Genomic DNA, 22519 nt, shown 5'->3' with positions numbered 1-22519 from the left:
CGAGCGTGCTTATGCGTCTTATTCGTCGCTGACCGGCGGCGGGCCACCCGTAATCGTTCGGGGTGGCCGTGAACGCTAACGTGGGCCCACCCCTCCGTGTCCCCGTGGGACACGATCCCCAGCGGTGGAGGACCTTCCGCAGCGAGAAGACACTCGTCGTGGCGGCCCGTACCGTCACTTCGACGGTACGGGTGCTGGAATCGCTCCCGGCCCTATTGCGCAACGACAGCAGGGTCACCGTCGTCTTCGCCTACGACCCCACCTCCGCCTTCAACGACGGAGTCCTCGACCTTCTCAGCGATGCCGGCTGCCGGATCATGCCCTGGTCGCAGTTGAGCACCATCACGCCCGACCTCATCATCACCGCCAGCGAGAACGTCGACGTGCCCGAGGGCGACTGCCCCGTACTCGTCCTGCCGCACGGCATAGGCTTCCAGAAACTCGTACCGGATTCCCGCGCCTCAGAGACCCGCCTGTCCGGTGCTGTTCCGGACTCCCTCCTCGAAACCGGACGGGCCTGGATCGCCGTCTCGCACCCGGACCAGGAGAAGCAGCTGCTCGCCGCGCATCCGAAGGCGGACGGCCGCACGCTGCTCATCGGAGACCCCTGCTTCGACGAACTGTCCGCGAGTCTCCCGGACGCCGCTTCCTTCAAACGCTCGCTGGGTGTTGCCGACGGTCAGCGCCTGGTCGTCCTCAGCTCCACCTGGGGTCCGACGTCGCTCCTCGGCCGGGATCCAGAACTGCCCGCGCGCGTGCTCGCCGAGTTGCCGTGCGACGAGTACCGGGTCGCCGCGATCGTCCACCCCAACGTGTGGTCGGCGCACGGCTCTTGGCAGATCCGTTCCGTACTGGCCGGCGCGCTGGAAGCAGGGCTGCTGCTGATGCCGACGGTCCACGCCTGGCGGTCGGCGCTGGTCGCAGCCGACGCCGTCATAGGGGACCACGGCTCCGTGACGCTGTACGGGGCAGCGCTGGGCAAGCCGGTGCTCCTCGCCGCGTTCGGCGACGACGCGGTGCAAGGGACGGCGATCGCCAGGCTCGGACAGGCCGCGCCCCGCCTCGATATACGCGGTGACCTGCACCGGCAGGTCGACTCGGCAATCACGGGCCACGTCCCCGATCGCTATGCGGGGATCGCGCAGGCCGCCTTCGTTCAGACAGGCCAGGCATCCGCCCGGCTGCGTACCGCCGTGTACCGCCTTCTGGAGCTGGCCGAACCCGGCTCGGCCCCACCACGTGCGCGTACGCTGCCCCGCCCGAACACGCCGACCGCCACCGTCACCTCGTGGACTGTGGAAAGCACTGCCACACCCGACAAGGGCGGGCAGTGGACAGTCACCGTCCGCCGCCGTCCCGCGGCCGTTGCCGGCGCCCACGGTGAGGGGACCGACGCATATCTGCATCTCGCGTGCCACGAGGAGGAGCAGGACCACCAGTTGACCGAGAGCGCTTCGGTGCTGCTGTGCCATAGCCCCGCGCCAACCACGGTCAGCGCCCTCCGCTGGATCCGGAACACGTTGAGCCGCTTCCCCGGCTGCCGACTTGCCGCTACGGCGCTGGGAAGGGGCTGCTTCCTGGTGGGGCTGAACGACGGACGGATCGTGGAGGCAACGATCACCGGCCCCGCCGTCGACCCTGGACTGCCCGCCGCCGCGGTCTACACGTGCCTGCGCGAGGACCTACCCCTGGACGGCGTCTTCGTGACCCTGCGCATCGACGGTGTCCGGGAGGAAGACATCGGCCTCCGCCTACGGAACTCCCTGCCGGACACCGCCGATCCGGAGCGCTGAAACACGCCCCTCACACCGCGCCGCCCAGACGGTCGAGGCGTTCCCGGAGTTTCTCCGCCTCCGGGCCGCCGCCCGCCTCGTAGATCTCGTGGGCCCGGACGAGTTGCTCCCGTACGGTCTCCTGAGCGCCGCCGCTCCGCTCCGTAATGTCGGCGAGCAGGACCAGGACTTGCGCCTCGTAGTGACTCGCCTTCTCCGCCCGCAACGCGTTAGCCGCCTCGCCCAGTACGCGCATCGCCGCGTCCGGGTCCCCCTTGTGGTCGTGGACGGCACCGATGGCAGCCAGCGCGCGGGCCGCCATCCGCTTGTCGTCGCGGGCCAGCAGGTCCTGATGGGCCTGGCGCAACGTGTCCAGGGCCTGGTCGTGGCGGCCTGCGGCATCCTGCGCGCAGCCCAGGAAGTACGTGGCGATGGCCACCCCTCGCCATTCCCCGGCCTCGATGTTGAGCTCGACGGACCGCCGGTACGCCTCCATGGCGCGGACTGCGTCGACGCGGTCCCAGTAGCGTCCGAAGAACTCCTGCACGGAAGCCTTCAGCGCGGCGTGCGCCGACACCTCGGCACAGGCGACCGCCTTCTCCAGCTCCGCACGCGCCCGGTCGTACTCCCCGAGGTCCATGAGCGGCCGCGACAGCAGGCTGCGCAACCGGGCCTCCGCGGCCGGCACCATGGCCTCGGCCGCCGCAGCCGCTCCCAGCTCCAATGACTCCTTCCAGTCCCCCAGGTACCTGCGGTGCAGGAACAGGACCGTGAAGCCCTCCGCCAGCTGCCATACGTGTTTGTGGAGACCGAGCCCGGACGCCTCTCGCAGTACGGCCAGGATGCCGGCGCGCTCGGCCTCCAGCCAGGCCAGCGGATCCGGTCCGCCCTCCGCCGCGAAAGGGTCCGACGCATCTCGCAGGAGGCCGGTCAGATTCCCGATCCTCAACCGGTCCGCCCTGACAGCCCGGTCGGCGAACGCGGTGAGAGCCAGGTAGTGGGTGGCCACCCGTTCCACCACAGCCTGCCGACCGCCCTCCGGCTCCACCTCAGATGCCTCAGCCGCACGCTCGCGTGCGTGCAGGCGTACGAGATCATGGAAGCGAAAGCGATCGTCCTCCGTCACATCGACGAGGCTGGACTCCTCTAGGACATCCAGCAACGCTTCCGCCTCCGCCACGTCCAGGCACGCGGCGACGGCAACCATACCGGCGTCGAATGTACGCCCCGGGAGCCAGCCGAGGGCCCGGTACAGCCGAGCCGCGTCGGGCGGGAGCGCACGGTAGGTGAGATCGAGTACGGCGGACACCGAATGTTCCCCTCGCAGAGACAGCCCTCGCAGGCGGCGGGTCTCATCGGCGAGTTCCTCGGCCAGCCGGCTCATCGTGAGCCGCTTGCCGGTCCGTAGGCGGGCCGCCACCAGTTGCAGCGCCTTCGGCAGGCCGGCGCAGAACCCAACGAGCCGTTCGGCAGCGCCCCGCTCCGCCTCGACGGCCTCCTCACCACACCGCTGCGCCAGTAACCTCAGTCCATTGGCCATGTCCAATGGTTCGAGGGGCAGCGGGTGTGCCCCTTCCAGAGCCACCAGCTCACCCAGCTTGCCGTTACTGGTGACCAGCAACGCGCTGCCCAGCCCCTTCGGCACCAGGGGCAGCACTTGACCGGGCTGGTTCACATCGTCGAGAACGACGAGAATACGGCGGTCCGCGGTCCGGGAGCGGTAGTGCGCGGTCAGCTCCTCAAGGGACTCCGACATGAACGTGTCGTGCACCCCGAGAGCTCTCAGGCACATCACCAGGGCCGCCGACACATCACCACCCACCCGGCGGCGCAGTGCCGCGTAGTCGATGAAGATCTGCCCGTCCGGGAACCGGTCACGGGCCGTGGCAGCCCACCGACAGGCCAGCGTGGTCTTGCCGACGCCTGGAAGACCAGAGATCACGACGAATCCGATGACGGAGGATCCGCGCGGGACAACGCACAGGTCTGAGTCGAGAGACGAGAGTTCTTGCGTGTGGTTGACGTACTCCACGGTCGGCGGCGGCACCTGATCGGGACGGAGGTACGGACCGTCGGCCACCACCGTGTTGAACGTGATGCCACCGTGGATCTCCCCGGCCTGGACGACTGGCCCGTCGACGTTCCCGGACAGTTCGTTCCTGATGTACGGATCCCCCTGACCATCCCCGGAACTCTCGCTCATCACACCGCTCCCGCGGACGGCCCGGGCGGAACCGACCCCGAGCCACCGAAGGTCAGGCCAGAGAAGTTCTGCCCCTGGACGACCGGGCCGTTCTGCACGCCCCCGCTGATGCTGTTGTGCACGGAAACAGAGGGGGTGCTCCCGGCACTCGGATCCAACTCCGCGAGCAGGAGCCGGAGTTCTTCAGCAGCCTCGGGGTCGGCCAGGAGGACACGACGCAGCCGCGTCCTCCATACGGCCTCGATGTCGGCCCCGGAGAGTTCGTCCTGCGCCGCATGAGCCGCCATCAGCTCCTGCTGGGACAGCTGAAGTTCTTCCCCAGCTGAGCTCTCGTCGCCGCCACGTGCAAAGAATCGAGCGACTCGATCCCTCGCCTGTGCCCAGGTCTCCGACACCATGAGCCCGACCAGCGTTGTCGCTCCGGACGCCGCCAGCGCCGCCAACTCAGCTTCCACAAAACCCCCTTGGGCACGACCTTCAAGACCTCGCTGATGCAACCGTAGAGAGCCCGCTGATGCTTTGGTAGCCCGGCCACTGCAAACGAGCTCTCGGAAGCCCGGCCGAACGGTGTTCGAGCTCCCCGGACTCCGCGCCGGGCCGGTTCGGAGCAGGTCACGCCATCACAACAGCGTCGACGACCGCAGCACTGCCTGCCACAAGTCCCCGCTTCTGGCGCGGCCCCTCACGTCTGCTGCGTCCGTCGAAGTGAACAGACTCACTCACATCCGAGCGGCTTCAGCGGGCCGCGAGCGGGGTCCATCAGCGCGGTGAAGTGATCAACGACCCGGCCAACAAGCGCCCGGTTGTGAAGGACTAGCCCGATCTCCAGGTTGTCGGCGAACGCACGGTCGGTGAGATTGGCGCTACCCAGCAGTATGACCTCGCGGTCAGCTGCGATAATTTTTGCGTGCAGTGCTGCCCTGCCACCTCCGGTACGGCTACGACCTTCATCTGGCCAGTGCCAAAGGCGTGCCGAGGGACCAAGGCCCTCGAAGGCATTCACAGCAGAAGTCGATGTCTCCAGCACGAGATCGAGACGAACCCCGCGCCCAGCCGCCAGCTTGAGCTCCTGGACGATCTCCTTCACACCGTACGCGGCAAAGCTCACCACAAGGAGATTGGCCCGAGCATGGCGGATGACTTCGACAGCCACGCTGCTCGTCGACCGTACTGGTACGGCCCGCGAGGTGGGGCCACTCACCACGAGGTCCAGGTGTTGCTCCGCGCGCAGGTAATCAAACTGACTTGCCGCAGTCTCCAGTGCAAGCGCCAGCGCGGACCCGGACAGCTCTGGGGCGTTCTGCCTCCACAGGCTGACAAGTGCGTCGGCCCGAGCGGCAAGACCGGCACCTGGGTGCGCTGCGAGCAGTCTGGCTACCGTCGTCGGGCCCGGCCCTTCGAGCGACTGCAATACACGTGCCCACGCCCGTCGATGCACGGGCGGGAGGAAGCGGCCCAACTCAGCAAGCTGAGCCGCCAGGGGATCCGTGTCAGCGTCAACGACGACGTGATCGGAACTCACGAAGCGAAGAATCCGAACGTGCCACCCGCCAGGGTCTCCACGAGCATGGCCCGGTCCAAGAAGTGGTTGCCCTTTTCGCACGAAGTCTCGGCTGCGAAGAGGCAAGCGTGACAGGCCGCTCCGTGGAGTCGACTGTGCACTGTGGGGTCGTGTTCCGCGCACAGCGGGTCTGAACTACACAACCGGGCTGCATCCAGTGCTTGCGAGAGAAGCGGGCCAAGCCTCCCCTGCTGCCCGAGCGTCACCAATCCACCGAGCGTTCCTTCACTGTCGGGGGCGGCGGTGTACAGCAGCACGCCGGCCATGGGGTTGTCCCCGGACCGTGCGTAGATCCGTTCGCCTATCCCGGAGGCCCCGTAGCCGCACTCCAGGGCGAATTCTCGGATGAGCATGTGCGAGAAGGAGTGGAGTAGCACATAACGGGCTCCCGGCCATTGCGGGTCGACGGAACGGTTGGCGCACCATTGCGCATAGGCACCGCGCAGATCGCTCTCCCGCCTCCTTACTTCGGGCAGTCGCTCCCAGGCTGCGATGCGCTTCTCGTCGAAGCGCAGGAACACTCCCTCTCCCCTTAGTTCGGCGCATGGCACCCAGGCCGGCGGTTCAACAGAGAGAGGCGCGAGCCGGTCGGCATCGTTATCGTCCTGGGGGCGCCACTCCGGCGCGTCGATGCGCGTGAACCCGGTAAGCGCTGCGACTTCCCGAAGCCTTTGGACGAGAACCACCTGTTTCAACCAGCCACTCGCGGCGAGAGGGACGGGCTCCGGCTTCGTTGTGAAATCGGGCAGTTGGCTGCGGGTTCGCTTTGTGAACGCTTCCCACTCCGGTGTCGCGAGATCCAGCTCGTCGATATCCTCGGCGTCGCCCTGCTGATGCGATGCCTGCCGGTCGGCCTCGCTGCGAATGGCTTTCCAGACCTCACCGACGCCAAAGGGCTCGAGCTGCGGCCAGCACACCTGAGTGGGAAGCAGCATGAGCGCAGCTTCCGCAGGAACATGGGCGAGGAGGCTGAGCATCTTCCAGTTATCCCGGATGGCCTGTTCAAGCGGCTCCTCCGCCTTGGGCAGGCTGAAGACGCTGAGCTGTGCCGCGAACCAACTATTCGTAGCTCCTAGTGCCAGAGTTCGCACGGTCTGCCCACACCCCTGGAACGTGTCCAGGTGGGGATGGCGCCCGCGACATCCGGGAAGTTCGGATTCGCCGCGCATCCCGATCGCCTCGGCCATGGTGCGGCTGCTGTCGCATGAGCACGTGACGAAGATGTTCGCAGCTTCGCCGGTGGTGCCCCGCTCCTGGAGCTTGAGTGTGTGCTCACCAATCGGCTCTACGCCTCGGTGGACGAAGTAGGACCATGGGAAATCGTCGAGGTGGCCCTCGGCGCATGCGATGAGGAAGCGAGCGGGGACTGCGGACGGACGATTCCCGCCGCTTCCTCGACACGAGTGCACGTAGCGGATCTTCTCGGGCGAGTACGTGTGCGGGAGCAGTTCGAAGAGTCCAGAGTTCGCTGGGGCGAGACGGTTGCACCGTCCGTCGGAACAGCGGAGCCACCGCGGAAAGAGCGTGACAGGTACGCCCACCCGAGCCCATGCACCGTAGACATCCGTGGTTTCCGGCGCGTAAGGCGGGGTCCGTAGGGTCTGCACCTGCTGCCCGAGCCGACGCTTGGTGGCTGCAAGCAGGCGATCCTCCGTAAGGATCTTGGTGTTCTCCAGATTCCAGTGATCGAGGCCCATCACCATGACAGACAGGTTCGGCAGATCGGCGACCGATCCGATCCCGTAGGTATGCAGAAGTTGACTCGGGCGGAGTTCGCCGACACGTAGCGGCTGGGCAGAGGCGGTGGTCACGGCTCAGTTCTCCTCGTCGGCAATGGCTCCGCCGAGCTGTTGCGGATGTGAGGTCTCCGGGTCGTCCACTCGAGGCTGGAAGGCAGGCTCCTCTGTCTCTTCACCACTCGGACCAGTATGGAGAATGAGCCGGATCCCCGGTTCCACCTCTCGCAGCGAAGTCGGACAGCTCATCGCACGCCAGGGGCCACCGTCCGGTTCGTGAAGCAAGCCGATCATGTCGTCTTGGATCCGGTACGGCTTGCGGTAGCCCAGGACGGTCGCGGGCTGCTTGCGCATACGGTCCCAGTGGTCGAGGCGGCTGTCGAGCTGGCGTCGAACCTCGTCACCGACGGGCCGGGCGGCAGCGACATCACGCGCTCGTCGGCTGAGGTAGCCCGATACGTGGTCGGACAGCTTGCCGCGAGTGTCGAACTGCTGCGCGCCCGTGTTGCCGTTGTACTGCTGCTCCAGGTTGCGGACCAGCGCGACGAGGACACCCGAAAGCCCACGGTCCACCGCGCGGTCAGCGAAGGGAGTGACAGACAGGGCCTCAACGTGACGGTAGATCGTGGCGTGGAACGACTCGAACGTCTCGTAGTGGGAGAGATCTCGGGGGCGAACCCAGTTGAGCACGGTGAAGACCAGGCCTGGAGAGGCACGGCCTACTCGGCTTGTCGCCTGGATGTACTCGGCCGTTGACTTGGGCTGGTTGGTGACCACCATGACACCGAGACGGGACACGTCCACGCCCACGGCGATCATGTTGGTGGCAAGGAGCACATCGATTGGTCGGCGCGAGGTGGTCCCGCCGCTCTTCTTCGGGCTTCGCGGCCGGAACGTGAGGTCCAACTGTTCCAGGACCTCGGGGATGTCGTCCGATGACATGCGCGAGGTGAGTTCGCGCAGTAGAGGGTCGTAGCGCTTGGCCAGGCCGCGCTGATCTGCACGGCCGAGTCGGGTGGTGACATCGTCCTCGACCAGCCGACGCATGCCGCCGAGGTCTCGCAGGCTGTTGAAGTACCCCACCAGCGTCATGTAGGGGTCGGTGATCTCGTTCTGGCCGTACTTCTCGTGAATGAGCTGGGCGGCTCCCAGTACAGCGACATAGATACGGATCAGCGTCGATTTCGTGCGCACGCCCTGCGCGCAGATCCCCACGTACCTGCGTCCGGGGACACCGGTGATGGCAGGTCGGTTCTCCGTTGCTTCCTGATCCTGAGTTTCACGCTGGCGAGCGAAGAAGTTGTCACTCGCCTCTAGCCCGGGTGGCGGGAAGACCTCGGTCCGACGGTTGAACAGCGAATGGATCTGGCGATCCGCTCGGCGGACCGTTGCCGTCGAAGCAATCACCTTGGGGCGCACTGACTTGCCTGGCGCGATCTCCCACGTAGAGAGTTTGTCGACCGCCGACTCGTAGAGGCCCACCAGGGATCCCAATGGCCCGGAGATCAGGTGCAGCTCATCCTGGATGATCAGATCCGGTGGCCGCACCCGCAAGGCCGGGGTGGTCGAAGCAGAAGGGTGCACACCCTTCGCGTCGTGGCTGGGCTTCTCCCACTCTGCGGAGGCCAGATCCTTGGTGACGTACCCATGCCGACTGCAACGCTGTGTCACCTGACCGAAGAGGGCCTGTGTCTCCCCCTTCCAGGGGAGCTGCGCGAACTTGTCGACCGTGGCGATGATGACGCTCGGCAGAAGTCGGTAGATCTCCTCATCCACGACGAGGACGGGCAGTCCTTGGCCCCCCGAACTGCTGTCGGACATCGCCCCGAATGGGCAGCCGAACAGTTCCGGGCAGGTGATAACGGTTCGACGGGTGGTCAGATCCACACTGACGTCGCGGCCGGGCACAATCTGACTGCCGCACCAGGGACAACTGGTGAGCTGATGCGGAGATCCCTGCGCCCGCGCCGGACGCCCCTGGGAACGACGGAGACTGGTCAGCCAGTCGTCGGCCTGATCCGTCCGGTTCGGCGTCACGCCGCTACCGACCCACAGGCCGAGCCGGAAGGGCTGCTCCCCCCAGACACCGGTGTCCTGACGACGCAGGACCTCGCAGGCGCAGATGAGTGCGGCTGCACGCTGGAACTGTTGGATCGTCAGTAGACGGAGGGTGTAGCGCATGAGCACTGCGACCCCGTTGCGGGCATCGATCCCGCCAAGGTCCGGCCGCAGACGACGGATTGCCAAGGTGAAGGCGGTCAGGCCCAGATACGCCTCGGTCTTTCCACCACCGGTCGGGAACCACAGGAGGTCGGCGATCGCACTGGTTGCTTCCTCCGCGCGTTCGGGGTGCCCCGGGTCCGCCAGGGCGGGGAGGTTAAGAAGCACGAACGCCAACTGGAAGGGACGCCAGCTGCGGTTCTTGGGGAGGTCCACGGCGGAGACAGCGGATTCCAGGTCAATATTGTCGTTCCGCCGACGGATCGCAGCGGCCATGCTGTGGACACGCTGATCGCGCATCGCCCTGTTAGCGAAGCGAAACGCCTCCAGTGCTGGCCCTGTCGTCAGAAGGTTGATGCCATCTTCGATCCGGCTCGCAGCCCGTGTGGCCCGTCGAAGATTGTCCCGAGCGTCTGCTGCGAATCCTTCGAGACGCTGCTCCGGATCATCGATCCGGGCTTCGCACCGACCGATCCAGGCTCGGTACCCGTCGACCAAGGGCATCAGAGCGCTTCGGAGCTGATTCGGCGTGAGCTCCGCCAACTCCTTCATGTCGAGTACAAGACCAGCGAGTTCCGGCAGATCGGAGTCTGCGGGGTGGGTGTAGCTCGGGACGTCCGTGAAGGGGACCTCGTACGCGGGTGCCGCGACAGTCCGGATCGCGGAGGCGCGGAGCCGATCATGCCGGGCAGGCACAGCATGTACGCCGGTACCGTGCCCGACCGCGAACTCGGGATGGAATCGGTAGGCCATGGCCAGCGCCCGCTGCTCTCCCTGATCGGAGGGATCACCACCTCCCGAGACCTGTGACCGTCGTGGCTTGAAGGGTGCCTCACCCTCAGTCCCATGGACCTCCAGTTCAGCCTGGAAGATCCAGTTCTTGGGCCCCGGCGTATCCAACTGGGCGTTCACCAAGAAAAGCGAGATCAGCCAGTCGCCCTGGAAACGCCGAGTCCGGCCGCGAACCATGATCTGCGGCTGCTCCGAGTTGAGCGACTGCGGCAGAATCTCACCTTCACTGATCTTGATCGCGGAAGTGCCAAGTACCGGAGTCCGGCGCCACACCGAGGCGGCCCGCTCGTGCTCGGGCGCCGGCACGCGCTCATAGCGGGCCCAGGAGGCCGCGACGGTCAGTTCGGTGGCGTCTCCGTCCAGGCAGATCGTGAAGCCGATGGCCGAGGGCTGAAGGCTGGGGACATTTGGAGCGTCCGGCTCCCGATCTCCCTCTTCGAGTGCCTGAGGCTCAGCATCAGCCAACGCATCGAGCTGGTCGGGCTCCACGGTCGAACCGTTGGGTGCGAGCCGGCCGATCACATACTGATCGACTGGGCTGTCGCTCAGCTCCTCGTTCTGATCCCCGATCGGCCCGAGTAGATCCCGCACGACAAGCTGCTCCAGCTCACTGCGGATCTCCTGCGGACGGGGCAGCGTCAGCACGTCCGAGGTCCCCGCCGCTGCCGAGCTGCTGGGGGACTGCGTCTCAAAGCTCTCCTGGGCCACGCACTCAACCCTAACTACCAGCGCAGACAACACGCTGCCGATTGCCGAACGTACAGTCGCGGACAGCGGGCAGGGAAGCCTTTGCCCCCGGCTGAAACCCGCCGTGCCCCGGACTCCTCTCACGCTGGATGGGTAGCGTGGGACATGACACCACCGGAGATGGGGAGTAGCACGAGTGCACGGTGGGGCCGGCGAGGCAACGAACAGCGGGACGTTCCACGGACTCCCGCACCAGCCATCACCAGCGATAACCGGGCACAGCGCTGCCGAGCAGTTTCTTTCGGGCCTGCCCATGGGCGATCAAGGGCACCAGGGAGACTTCGGTGAGATGTTCGTCGAAGCGCTCGCCGTGGCCGCAAACCTTGACATCCAGAAGCCGGGCCGACGCGACCGCATCGGCCTGGACTGGACGATCAACTACCCGGGCCGCGGGGGAACCATCGGCTTTCCGGCCATCAACGCCCAAGTGAAGAGCTGGTCCAAGCCCAAGGGCAACGACGCCGAGTTCAGGTACCCACTCGAAATCAAGAACTTCAATATGCTCGCCGGCCCGGCGTATCAGATCCCCCGGTTCCTCTTCTTAGTAGTGGTGCCGACCGATCCGTCCGACTGGATCGATGTCGACAAGACCAGGCTCCTCCTCCGGCACGCTGCCTACTGGGCCTGTTTCCACGGCGATGAACCGATTCTGGACGAGAACCGGCAGAGCAGCACACACACTGTGCCAGTCCCACGCGCCAATCTTCTGAGCGTCGAATCACTGCACGGGCTCTTCGCGCCCTCGTTCAGGAACATGCTGGTGGCGAAGTGAGTCTCTCCCAAGATCGTATCGCCCAGGTCACGTCCTTGGAGCCGCACGCCGTTCTCCGCTATCTCAGCGCACACGGATGGACATTCGCCCAGAACTACGGCAGTGGACAGATCTGGCAGTTCACCCCTCCGGACAGCGCTGACACCCGCCCCTTTCAGGTGTTGGTGCCACTCGACGCTGAGCTCCGGGACTACCCAGAGCGAATGGCGGAGCTGCTCGACACCCTTGGCACCGTGGAGGACCGACGTCCTAGCGAGATCCTTCGCGGCCTGTTCATGCCTTCATCGGACACGCAGTACCTGCGCTTGCAGCCCCTCGGACCGCCAGGCACCGCGCCCTTGCTCGACGTTGTCCCAGCACTCATCGGCTTGCAGGAGCTGATGCTCTCCGCCGCCACGTCAGCTCTCTCACTTCAACCACAGTCTGTACAGCCACCCGTTCGACCGAGCCAGGCCAGGAACTTCGTCGGCGGCGTACGCCTCGGGCAAACGCAGGTCGGCAGCTACATCATCGCGGTACAGACAGCGCTTCCCCAGCCCGAGCCACAGCAGTTGAGCATCTTCGACACTCCCTCGACCAACCCCGCTGAGCCCTTCGAACGGAAGGTGTCACGCACCCTGTATGCGGGCATCCTCTGCGCTCGCGATGCCGCAGAGCATGCGTTGAAGACCAACGACCTCAGCTACTTCGAGCGCTTCGCACCGACTGGCCTGTCCGCGAACCTGTGCGAAGCCCTCGTAAAGATCGGGGGCAAGGAAGGACAGAGCTTCGATCTCCAATTCAATTGGTCTCCCGACTATCCCATCGGCCTCGAAACCCATCCACTCACCTTTCGGCGAAGGTCACTTGAGGTGCTGGCTGATGGCGCAAAGGATCTACGTGCCCGCCTCGGCGAGCGCGACGTCAGGGTGAGAGGAACGGTCGTACGACTGCACCGTGAGGCCTCAGAGGGGCCCGGCGAAGTCACCATCTCCGGATACACCCTCGGTGACGAGTACCAGCGCAACCGCCGCTACCGGATGCTCCTGGCGGCCGAACCCTATTCCGAGGCCAACCGCGCCCACGAACAGGGACACGAGGTGCAGGTCCTCGGCGACGTCGAGATGAGCGGCAACCGTGCCCATATCCGGTCGGTCCACCAGTTCCAGGTCGTCGACGTCGACTGATGACACCAATGCCGACTACGCCGCAGCCTTATGGCAGTGGCTGCAAGGTGCTGAGGCAGTGACAGCACGTCGTGCGGGGGATCCGGACCCTGGCAAAGCCCGGATGACTTCATGGATTCGCTCATCGGCCACGGCGGCATACCCGGCCGTCGTCGCAGGTGAGGCGTGTCGCATCAATCTTTGAGTGAGCAGAAGATCCCTGCCGGAGGCTCGGTAGACAGCTGTCCCGAAGCGATGACGGAGTTGGTGATATCGCATCTTGATACCGATCCTGGCTGCCGTCGTCGCAACGGAGCGGGAGACACGTTCCGGACGGGCACCCGGCCAGAAACGTCCTTCCACGGACCTGTCCAGCGCTTTGAGTACAACTGGTGGAACCGGGACAATGTCTGTGCGACCGCCCTTGCCTGTCACTCGTATGACTACCTCGCCGTCCTCCCCATCGACCAGATCCTCGGCTTCCAGCTTCGCCGTCTCATGGGCACGTAACCCGCAGAACGCACCAAGGAGAACCCAGGCCCGGTTGCGCCCGGTTGTCACCTTGACCAGCTTGTTCAGCTCTGTGTCAGGCAAGGGATTCGGGATCGAACGGGGTGCCGGCGGCTTCCGGATGCCCTCGATCAGGCTGACACCCAACCACTTGCCGAAGGCCCCAAGGTGGTTGAGATACGTCCGCCGCGACCACGGCTTCAGCGGGCGCGACGCAAAATACGCCACCACATGGACGTTCCGCAGGTCCTCCGGCTCTACCCCGGCCTGCCGCGCGATGGACCTGACGCACACGGCCCGTGCCCTGATTGTGTTCGGCGAATACCCATCGGCGCGCTGCGCCTCTATGAACTTGTCGACGGCCATGAGCGGGTACGTCACCATCCGTCTGATGGCGTACGCAAAGCGCCACGAGAATGTCCGTAACTCACCTAAAGTCGGCCAACTTTAACCGCATGTCCCATGCCGGTTGGTAGCCAACCGAGGACAGTCGTTCCAAGGGTCAAATGTCCTTGGGAGGGGTTTCGTGCTTCAGTCCGAGCAAGCACAAGCCCTGATCGAACGTGACGTCCGCAACAGGGACGTGCTCTTTCCTTTCCTCAATGGTGAGGACCTCAACTCCCGACCGGACTGCTCGGCGAGCCGCTGGGTGATCAACTTCCACGACTGGACGGAGGAGCGCGCTCGCAGCTACCCCGAAGTGTTCGCCATCGTCGAACGCGACGTGAAGCCGGTACGCATGACGAACAACCGCAAGGTCTATCGGGACTACTGGTGGCAGTACGGCGAGAAGCGACCGGCGATGCTACGAGCTATTGCTGACCTCGACCATGTCCTGGTGGTAGCTCTCGTGAGCAGGACAGTTATGCCTGCGAGCGTGTCCAGCAAGCAGGTACTTTCACACAAGTTGGGAGTATTTGCTCTCGACGGCACTGATCATCTCGCGCTTCTCTCCAGCTCGGCTCACTCAAGCTGGGCGTGGCGCAACTCGTCGACCATGAAGGCGGACCTCAACTACTCGCCGTCCGACGTCTATGAGACGTTGCCTCGCCCTGAGAGCAGTCTCGAAATGACGACCGCGGGGCAAGCTCTCGACACGGTACGCAGCAGGATCATGCGAGATCGGCAAATCGGCCTAACGAAGCTCTACAATTTGGTTCATGATGAATCCATCGCAGACGCTGACGTTCAGAGCCTTCGATCTCTCCATGAAAACGTCGACCAGGCGGTTATGTCTGCTTACGGCTGGCAGGATCTCGATATTGATCACGGATTTCATCAAACTCGCCAAGGAATTCGTTACACAATCAGCCCAATGGCTCGGGTTGAAGTTCTTGACCGTCTACTAGAGATCAACCACGACCGACACGTTTCCGAGAGCGCGATCCAGCAAGGGGAAACGAACCTGCGAAATCACCAGACAGCTGCCCGTATTGGCGAGGTGCTGTTCTGATGGGCGGGTCAGAACAGTAACCCATCTGCCGAAATCTGCTCGCCTGGCTGTGAGGCCTTCCCGTCTTCACCGGGCGCTCGAAGCGATGATCTTTCCCGTACGACTGGTTGTGCTGCTGCCACCCTCACTCCACCATGGGCCTCCTCTAGGGCATGTCGTTGATGATTGAGCTCGAGGAGGCGATCAAGAATGTCAACCTGCATAGCAGGGTCAATGGTATATCGCTCACCCTGCCGTGTTTGATGGAATCCGCAGGAAGGGTCGATATCCTCCCAGCCGTAAGCACTCGTTACTGCTCGATCGATCTCGCTGTGAAAATCCCTCAGCCTCGAGATGTCACTGTCGATAACGGTCGCACTATGGACCAGATTGTAGAGCTTCGTCAATCCAATTTGCCGGTCATTCATAATTTCTCTGCGTGCCACTTCAAGGATTCGCCCGGCCGTTTCCATGCCGGCCGTGTTCTCTGGTAGCGGCAACGTTTCATAGACGTCTGACGGCGTGTAGCGGAGATCGCCCTTCAAGCTGGATGCGCGCGTGATAGCCCAAGTGTAGTGAATAGAGCTACTGAGCATGGAAAACAGGGAAGCTTCACTGCTTGCAAAGACCACCGTCTGCTCACTCATCACTTGGCCAGCAGACGTGAAGACCGGCAATCCCGTCTTACTCACGCGAGCTACCACCAGGACTCGGTCTAGCCCAGCGATTGCTTCATACATGTCGAGTGTTGGCCTTGTGAACCGCCACCAGATCTCTCGGCGACGACGATCGTTGTTCTTTGCCCGCTCTGGCTTCACGTCGCGTTCGACGATGGCGAACACTTCGGGGTAGCTGCGAGCGCGCTCCTCCGTCCAGTCGTGGAAGTTGATCACCCAGCGGCTCGCCGAGCAGTCCGGTCGGGAGTTGAGGTCCTCACCATTGAGGAAAGGAAAGAGCACGTCCCTGTTGCGGACGTCACGTTCGATCAGGGCTTGTGCTTGCTCGGACTGAAGCACGAAACCCCTCCCAAGGACATTTGACCCTTGGAACGACTGTCCTCGGTTGGCTACCAACCGATACGGATTCCCCGACACACGCGACTGCGCATCCAGCGACGGAGTAATCCCCCGGACGGCAAGATCGTCCAACACGTACTGCTCTCGCTCCGTGGTCCGCCCGATCCAGAGCAGCGACACTTCAAGCGCTGCTGCACCCGGCCACGGCTGTGACTTGACTGCCCGGTACACCGTCCATCCCTGCGCCACCGCCTGGTCGAGGCCCACCTCGCGTGTGTCTCCCTGCGCGATCGTGTTCGTGGCGATGATGCCGGTACGCCGGTTCGGAGCCAGGCTCAAATTTCGTAGCAGGAAGTACGCGCACAGGTCGGCGCTTCCGCGAGCGCCCTTGCCGATCTTGTCGACAAGGTATTCGCGATAGTCGGTACCGAGGTTGCCCGTAAGCTTCTGACCACCGATGAACGGCGGGTTGCCGATCACCGCGTCGAAGCTCCGGCCGCCTTCGACGCCCAGCAACTCCGGGAAGTCCAAGGGCCAGTGCAGTGGCCGAATCGGTACCTCGCGGGGACCCTTCAGCCAGCCGTCAACAAGCGTCCGGGCCTCGTCGTACGCCTCCTCGTCTCCAAGAATCGCGTTCTGGACCATCTCGGAGATGGCAGTCAACCGGTCGTCGTAGACCTCCTCCTTCACCGCAGCCGACGCGGAACGGAACACAGCGCGGTTTCCTCCCACGTTCCGCTTCCCGGTGACGTCTTCGACCTCGGACTCCTCCAGCACTTGCGCCGAGAGCGCCGCGCCCACAACCGCGTCCGCCGCCAGTCGGAGCCGGCCTGTCAGCTTCTCGGCCTCATGCAGCTTTTCGGCCTTTGTGTTGGCATCGCGGATATCGAGTACCGGCATCACCTCGATCTCCCGGCGCAACTCGGCAGCACGAGACAGAAGAGGGCCGGTCAGCTCGTCGATGGCGCCGGTGATGCGCGCGTTGATGAGGTGACCGCGTCCGGGGTCGAGATGGAATGAACTGATCTGGTCCGCCGACAGCGTCCCCACCAGCGAGTCGCCGCAGCGCAACGCATGATCGAGGAACGAGAAGGGCCGTCCCTTCGCCAGAGTCACCAACCACAGAGACAGTTTGGCAAGCTCCACCGCCATCTCGTCACGATCGACTCCGTGAAGGCAACGATCCGCGACCAGCCTTCGGGCATCAAGGAGCAGTTCGTCACGGTCAGCCTCAGCCGCGTACTCGGCAACATCATCCGGCAGCCCATCGCGTTCCCACGCCTCCACAACCCGCTCGGCGACATACCGGCAGGCGGAGACCAGGAAAGCACCTGACCCCATGGCCGGGTCGAGGATCTTCAGCTCCAGCAGTTCTCTCGCCGACTTGGCGTGCCACACACCGTCGTGGGAGACACCTTCCGCGGGCCCTGGGGCGTAGCACAGCGGCGCCAGCGTGTGTTCGACGATCTCTTCAGCGAGACGGCGTGGTGTGTAGTGCGTACCGGTGGCTCGACGGTCGCCGACCTGGGTGACGATCACCGCATCGGTGGGGAATACCGTCGGCTGGTCACGGAGGTCCATCCGTAGCAGTCCATAAAAGCCGGCCACCCGCGTCGCCAGCGCTTCGTCGTTGTCGCAGGCCGCATGAAGTGCTGCGTGCTGATCGAGGCTCGGCTGCGTCGTGAGGGCCTTGGCGATCTGCTTGAGCGTCGCTCCAGTCCGCTCTTTGAGCTCGTCCTCCAGAGTCCCCGCCTCCTGCCAGTTCTCCAGGTCGACGAGCTTGATCTCGGGCTCGAACTTGCCGAAGAGTCCCAGGTAGGGCTCCGTAACCTTGAGACAGGAGTACTCCAGCAGGCCTTCGTAGACGTGGCCGATCTGCTCGACATCGAGTCCCTTGTAGGAGAGCCTCTCGGCCCCCTTCCCCTTCCGGCGAAGCGTCAGCAACGAGTCGAGGATCTGATAGACGACACGGTCCGTTACCTTGGCCCGGGTCAGCCAGAAGAACCGGTCCGGGTCGAACAAGGAACCGCCGTAGGCGGGGATTCGCAGATCGGGGTGGCGTGAACCGCCATGCAGAGCAGCGAAGATCGACAGTAGCCGGGGCCAAGCCGCTTCACGACGGTCGCCGACCTCGTCGCCATGCTTGGTGCGCTCGATCTCCAGTAGGTCGTACAGCGCCGAGACCGCGTAGGAGTCATGGTAAAGCTCGTCGTCGATCGGCAGGAGCCGCTGCTCCTCCGCGTAGAGGAGGAAGACGAGCCGCATCATCACGGTCAGCGCAGCCCGGTAGACGTCCCGGGGTGCAACGGCATCGAGGACCTCTCCTCGATTCTCCCGGTCCAGCCGGGACAGTTCACCAACGAGCAGCTCTACCGCCGCGCGAACCTGTTTGCCCAGCGTGTCGGTAACTTCTGCCTGCGCTTCGGCGCTGCGAGCGAAGAGCGCGGCCAGGCTGTCCGTGTACTTGCCTTCGTTGGTCTTCGGCGCCTGGTACGCCCGCCTAGCGTTCAGCAACGTGGTGAAACTGCGCAGTAGAAGTGGCTCCTCCAACCACAGGTCTGCATCGAACACCGCGATCGTTGTCGGCTCCTGAGGCCGTGCATGCAGCAGTGCCCACTGGCGACCATTCGTCAGAAGCGCCACCGGAACATCGCGGCGTCGGCAGAGCTCGGCGGCCTGCTCGGTGAGCGCCTGTCGGTCCTTGCCCTCCGCCTTGTCCAGGCGCTCGGCCCAAGGACGCCGGTAGACGAGTACACGCTCAGCGAGACCACCGGAGCCGGGGCCCATCAGTACGGCATCCGGCAGGATGCGTCCTGAGACATCGCCGACAGTACTGGTTCCGAGATCGCCGGGCAGCGCAGCACCATGGCGAAGGACTTGCCCGCGGTAACCGAGGAGCTCTTCCAGGATCAGCTGCTGCCATGCGGGGCCGAGCAGGTCCGTGTCCCCCTGGACCTCGGCCCATGCCTGGCGGATCCGCTGGACGGTCTCGGCCGGCACCGTGTCGAGACCCTGCGGAAGCGCCTCGACCAGGACCGGTAGAGCAATGAAGGGGCCGTCGGGCCGGAGGAGCTTCAGCCATTCCTCGTGCTGCTCGACCGGCTTTTGCGCGATCTGCTTGAGTACGCACACAGGGGCCTTCTTGGCGGTCGGCGGCATCAGCGGTCACCTCGGGCGAGTGCGGACGGGACGAGGAAGGTCACAGCAACAGGGAACCAACGCGGGGTCGGGTCGGCGTATCGACGACGAAGGGCGCTGGTCTCCTGTTCGATGAGGTCAGGAATAGCCTTCAGGCGCGCCCGGAGGGCGTCGTGGTCCTTGCGGAGTTGGTTGCGCTGTTCTACTTCGAAGAGTGATGCCTGTTCCCAGTGAGTGTGGTCCTCCAGAGCTTGTCCGATGGACTTCTCGAGCTCTCGAAGGACTTGCTCGACGCCCTTGACCTCTTCGTCGCAGCGCTTCTTGAGCACGGCCTGCAGGGATCGGGCCCGCTGGTTGGAACGGGTCTCCAGAGCGCGGGAGAGCCGGTCCTCAAGGTTCGGCCACAGCTCGGTGAGGCGTTGGAGGACGGTCTCGTCCGGCAGTTCGTCGACTGCTGCGTGGAGCCACGCGTCTACGTCGTCCTGCTTGGCGGCTTCCAGCCTTCCCTCGACGATGCTGCCGCCTGCGGCGACGATCTCCTCGTGGAGTCGCATGCCGCCGTCTCCCGAGATGACGACACGGCCATGCGCGACAATCGCTGGCGCTCGCAGAAGATCACCAGGGACCACTTTCGCGGTGACCCTGCTCAGTTTGGCGGCGGCTCCGCCGGCCCAGAGTTCGGCACGCAGCAGGCGCAGACACATCTGCACGAGTCGGTGTCCGAGATGCATCAGTACGACGTCTGTCCGCCCAGCGGAGACGGCCTCCTGGTCGAAGGTCACCGGTCGTTCCTGCTTGGTCATCGGGTGCCGCAGCCCGTCATTGCGTGCCTGCCCCCAGACACCCGGCAGGTCGGGCAGGCGGAAGCAGCGAGCGGTGACGCCTTCCGGTGCCGGCACCTCCTTCAGGTCCTTCCGGTGAGCGAGGCGGAGGGCCGTACGTACCACTCGCTCGACCGTGCCGGGGGTCAGGTTCAGTTCGGTACGGCTGCCGGAGAGCTCACTGACGAGGCGCTCGAGGTCGCGTGCAAGGTCACGTTCGATCTTGAGGGTCGCACGCCCTGAACGCTTGCTGATCTCGGCGTCCGCGGTTTGCCAGTCAGCCCGTCGGCCGAGCATTTTCTGCTCAACCTGTGCGGCGATCACTTCTCCTGCGCTGCCGAGGTCCTCTCGGATCTGGTCGACCTTGCGAGCGGCAACGGCCAGGAAGTGGAGTTCATCCTCCAGCGTTCCTGTCGTGAACGCGCCCTCCTCGACCACGTCGGTGCTGATCTCGTCGAACAGGCCACCTCTCACGCGTTGCGATGTCGGCGCCTTCTCTGGCCGGATCTTGCTGCCCTGCCATCCGGTGGGGACGAAATGGAAGATCTCCACGGCCGGGGCGTTCTGGCCATGGCGGTCGATGCGGCCGTTGCGCTGCTCCAGACGATTGGGGTTCCAGGGGATCTCCCAGTGCAGGAGCCGATGGCAGTACGACTGGAGGTTGATGCCCTCGCTAGCAGCATCGGTGGCCAGCAGGATGCGGATCGGCGAGAGTTCAGGAGATTCGCGAAACACGGACTTGATGTGCTCCCGTTGCTCCTCGTCCTGGCCGCCGAACAGCATGGCGATTCGCTCCACAGGCACTCCTGCCGCAAGGAGTCGCTCGTGCAGCCAGCGCTGGGTGTCCCGGTATTCCGTGAAGATGATGACGCGCTCGTCGGTCCACTCCTCGCGTGGACCCTGCGGGCAGACGACCGGGTCGAGCCACAGGCGGAGGGCATCGAACTTGGCGTCGGTGCGGTCCTGCGCGATGCGTGCCCAGTCCCGGAGCCGAGTGAGCAGGCCGTGTTCCTCGCTGGTGAGTGGAGCGGAGAGGCTGCGCGCTGCGGTGAGCGCCTCGGTCGCGGCTTCGCCGTACGACTCGTCGTCCTCGGCTGTTTCGTCGAGTCGGTCAACGAGCGGCTTGAGGATCTTGACCCGTGAATCCCGTGTGGAAGCGTCGAGCTGACGGCCGGCCTGTCCCGAGGAATTGCCTTCGGATCTGGCCGTCATGGTCGCCAGGTGAGTGTCGATGGTCTCTGCAAACGCCTTGGGCGATGAGAGGAAACGCTTCCTGAGCAGCGAGGTGACGAAATCAGCAGCGGTGCGCTGGGCAACGGCGCCAGGCTGGTTGCCGGCGCCTCCTTGTCCGCGCCGACTCGCGGCATAGGCGGTGAGGTCGGCGTAGGCATCGCGCGTCTGAGCGTTGTACTCCACCTCCAGGGCACGCAGCTCCCGCTTCGGGAACCGCGCGGTGCCGTCCCAGTTGGGTGGCAGCTCCCGCTTGAGACGCCGAACCATGATGCGGGCAAGTTGTTCCTGAGAAGGCGGAACGCCACGGGCGAAACGCTGATCGTCGAGGAGTTCAAGCAATGCGGTGAAGGACTCCAGATAGCCGTTGTGCGGGGTCGCAGACAGGAAGAGGCGGTGCTCGCAGTGCGGAGCCAGCGTGCGGATCGCCGTGGTGCGCTGCGAGTCAACGGCGTACTTGCCGTTGCCTGACGGAGCACATGTGTGGATCTCATCGACGACAAGGAGGTCGAAAGCGCGGGGGTATTCAGGTACGGCAGGCAGTACGTCACGCAGCAGGCGCATAGGGCGTTCCCGCTTGAGCCAGTCCACGCTGACGATCAGGCGGGGGTAGTGCGTCCAGGGGTTGGTGTAGAGGCCCCGGGACCGGCGGAGCTCACGGAGCAGCTCACTGTTAACAATCTTGAAGTCGAGGCCGAACTTGTCTCGCATCTCATCCCGCCACTGCACCGTGAGGTTGGCAGGACAGACGATGAGCATCGTGCGGGCACGGTGGCGCAGCATTAGTTCCTGCATGACCAGACCGGCTTCGATGGTCTTGCCGAGGCCAACATCGTCGGCGATGAGCAGGTTGGTTCGAGGCATCGACAAGGCTCTGACTACTGGGTCGAGCTGGTAGTCCTCGACCTTGATTCCGGAGCGGAAGGGGGCTTGGAGCGCGGTCTTGTCGGCCGAGGCGATGGCGCCCCAGCGGACCGCGTCAAGGAAGGCGTCCAAGCGGTCCGGATCGTCGAAGCGAGGAACGCTGTCATCTCCGACCGGCTGCGGACTCGGGAGAGCGTGCCGATCGTGAGTGACGGCCTGCTGTTCGAGCTCCCATACCACTCGGAGCTCCTCGTCGCCGGCGTCATCCTCAATCGAGACCAACGTGACCAGATGCTGAGGCGTCGCATCGAAGCCCCGAGTGGGGTCGTCCGCGACAACGCTGGAACGAGACACCTCGGTGGCGACCCACTGACGGTTGCGAACAGTCACGGACTGACCTGGCGCCGGGGCCTCCCCGGAAGTTCCGGTCGGACGGCGCTTGCGGCCCCGGGTTGGACCGGCCTCGCGCAGCCCGGACTCAGCCACTGCTTCGGTCACTTCCGCCACCCTCGTGTTCGTGGAATTCGGCGTCTTGTCGCCTTCCTCCAAGTCTAGGCAGG

Annotated in this window: 12 protein-coding genes; 4 read left to right on the top strand and 8 right to left on the bottom strand. The window is 64.7% G+C overall.

Annotated features, from left to right (window positions below):
- Positions 1–104 precede the first annotated feature (104 nt).
- Positions 105–1793, top strand: coding sequence for a hypothetical protein (locus ACIQBL_RS21615; RefSeq protein ID WP_401944111.1), 1689 nt, complete (start codon positions 105–107; stop codon positions 1791–1793).
- A gap of 10 nt (positions 1794–1803) precedes the next feature.
- Here ACIQBL_RS21615 and ACIQBL_RS21610 read toward each other — a convergent pair whose 3' ends face one another.
- From ACIQBL_RS21610 to drmA, 5 genes are all read right to left on the bottom strand, one after another.
- A complete protein-coding gene (locus ACIQBL_RS21610; RefSeq protein WP_401944109.1) occupies positions 1804–3975 on the bottom strand; it encodes an NB-ARC domain-containing protein in 2172 nt (723 codons plus the stop codon).
- Positions 3975–4262, bottom strand: a complete 288-nt coding sequence (locus ACIQBL_RS21605; protein ID WP_401944107.1) for a hypothetical protein — start codon at positions 4260–4262, stop codon at positions 3975–3977. Before ACIQBL_RS21605 ends, ACIQBL_RS21610 begins: the two co-directional genes overlap by 1 nt.
- Before the next feature lie 428 nt (positions 4263–4690).
- Positions 4691–5497: a DISARM system phospholipase D-like protein DrmC gene (gene drmC / locus ACIQBL_RS21600; RefSeq protein WP_401944106.1), complete on the bottom strand. Its 807-nt coding sequence runs from the start codon at positions 5495–5497 to the stop codon at positions 4691–4693.
- Positions 5494–7347 carry a DrmB family protein gene (gene drmB / locus ACIQBL_RS21595; RefSeq protein ID WP_401944104.1) on the bottom strand — a complete coding sequence of 618 codons (1854 nt, stop codon included), beginning with the start codon at positions 7345–7347 and terminating at the stop codon, positions 5494–5496. Before drmB ends, drmC begins: the two co-directional genes overlap by 4 nt.
- A 3-nt stretch (positions 7348–7350) precedes the next feature.
- Positions 7351–10992, bottom strand: a complete 3642-nt coding sequence (gene drmA / locus ACIQBL_RS21590) for a DISARM system helicase DrmA (protein ID WP_401944102.1) — start codon at positions 10990–10992, stop codon at positions 7351–7353.
- Between the two features lie 175 nt (positions 10993–11167).
- Between drmA and ACIQBL_RS21585 the strand changes: the two genes are divergently transcribed.
- Positions 11168–11803, top strand: a complete 636-nt coding sequence (locus tag ACIQBL_RS21585; RefSeq protein ID WP_401944100.1) for a DUF4365 domain-containing protein — start codon at positions 11168–11170, stop codon at positions 11801–11803.
- A gap of 203 nt (positions 11804–12006) precedes the next feature.
- Positions 12007–12969, top strand: coding sequence for a hypothetical protein (locus ACIQBL_RS21580; protein ID WP_401944099.1), 963 nt, complete (start codon positions 12007–12009; stop codon positions 12967–12969).
- A 15-nt stretch (positions 12970–12984) separates the two neighbouring features.
- Here ACIQBL_RS21580 and ACIQBL_RS21575 read toward each other — a convergent pair whose 3' ends face one another.
- A complete protein-coding gene (locus ACIQBL_RS21575; protein ID WP_401944097.1) occupies positions 12985–13824 on the bottom strand; it encodes a tyrosine-type recombinase/integrase in 840 nt (279 codons plus the stop codon).
- A 160-nt stretch (positions 13825–13984) separates the two neighbouring features.
- On the opposite strand from ACIQBL_RS21575, the gene ACIQBL_RS21570 reads away from it, so the two are divergent.
- Positions 13985–14911 (top strand): type IIL restriction-modification enzyme MmeI, encoded by a 927-nt coding sequence (locus ACIQBL_RS21570; protein ID WP_401944095.1) that lies wholly within the window; start codon positions 13985–13987, stop codon positions 14909–14911.
- Positions 14912–14919: 8 nt separating this feature from the next.
- Here ACIQBL_RS21570 and ACIQBL_RS21565 read toward each other — a convergent pair whose 3' ends face one another.
- Together ACIQBL_RS21565 and drmD are read right to left on the bottom strand one after the other, a co-directional pair.
- Positions 14920–19065: an Eco57I restriction-modification methylase domain-containing protein gene (locus tag ACIQBL_RS21565; protein WP_401944093.1), complete on the bottom strand. Its 4146-nt coding sequence runs from the start codon at positions 19063–19065 to the stop codon at positions 14920–14922.
- Positions 19065–22457, bottom strand: coding sequence for a DISARM system SNF2-like helicase DrmD (drmD, locus tag ACIQBL_RS21560; RefSeq protein WP_401944092.1), 3393 nt, complete (start codon positions 22455–22457; stop codon positions 19065–19067). Before drmD ends, ACIQBL_RS21565 begins: the two co-directional genes overlap by 1 nt.
- Positions 22458–22519 lie beyond the last annotated feature (62 nt).

The sequence above is a fragment of the Streptomyces sp. NPDC088350 genome (assembly GCF_044753545.1).
Lineage (GTDB): Bacteria > Actinomycetota > Actinomycetes > Streptomycetales > Streptomycetaceae > Streptomyces.
Note: the sequence above shows the minus strand (reverse complement) of the source record. Positions and strands in the feature narration are given on the sequence as shown.

What these genes read in the sequence shown, in the direction of transcription:
- ACIQBL_RS21610 (WP_401944109.1), bottom strand. Translation starts at nt 3,975, where the DNA reads ATGAGCGAGAGTTCCGGGGATGGTCAGGGGGATCCGTACATCAGGAAC.
- ACIQBL_RS21605 (WP_401944107.1), bottom strand. Translation starts at nt 4,262, where the DNA reads ATGGCGGCTCATGCGGCGCAGGACGAACTCTCCGGGGCCGACATCGAG.
- ACIQBL_RS21580 (WP_401944099.1), top strand. Translation starts at nt 12,007, where the DNA reads ATGGCGGAGCTGCTCGACACCCTTGGCACCGTGGAGGACCGACGTCCT.
- ACIQBL_RS21575 (WP_401944097.1), bottom strand. Translation starts at nt 13,824, where the DNA reads ATGGCCGTCGACAAGTTCATAGAGGCGCAGCGCGCCGATGGGTATTCG.
- ACIQBL_RS21565 (WP_401944093.1), bottom strand. Translation starts at nt 19,065, where the DNA reads ATGCCGCCGACCGCCAAGAAGGCCCCTGTGTGCGTACTCAAGCAGATC.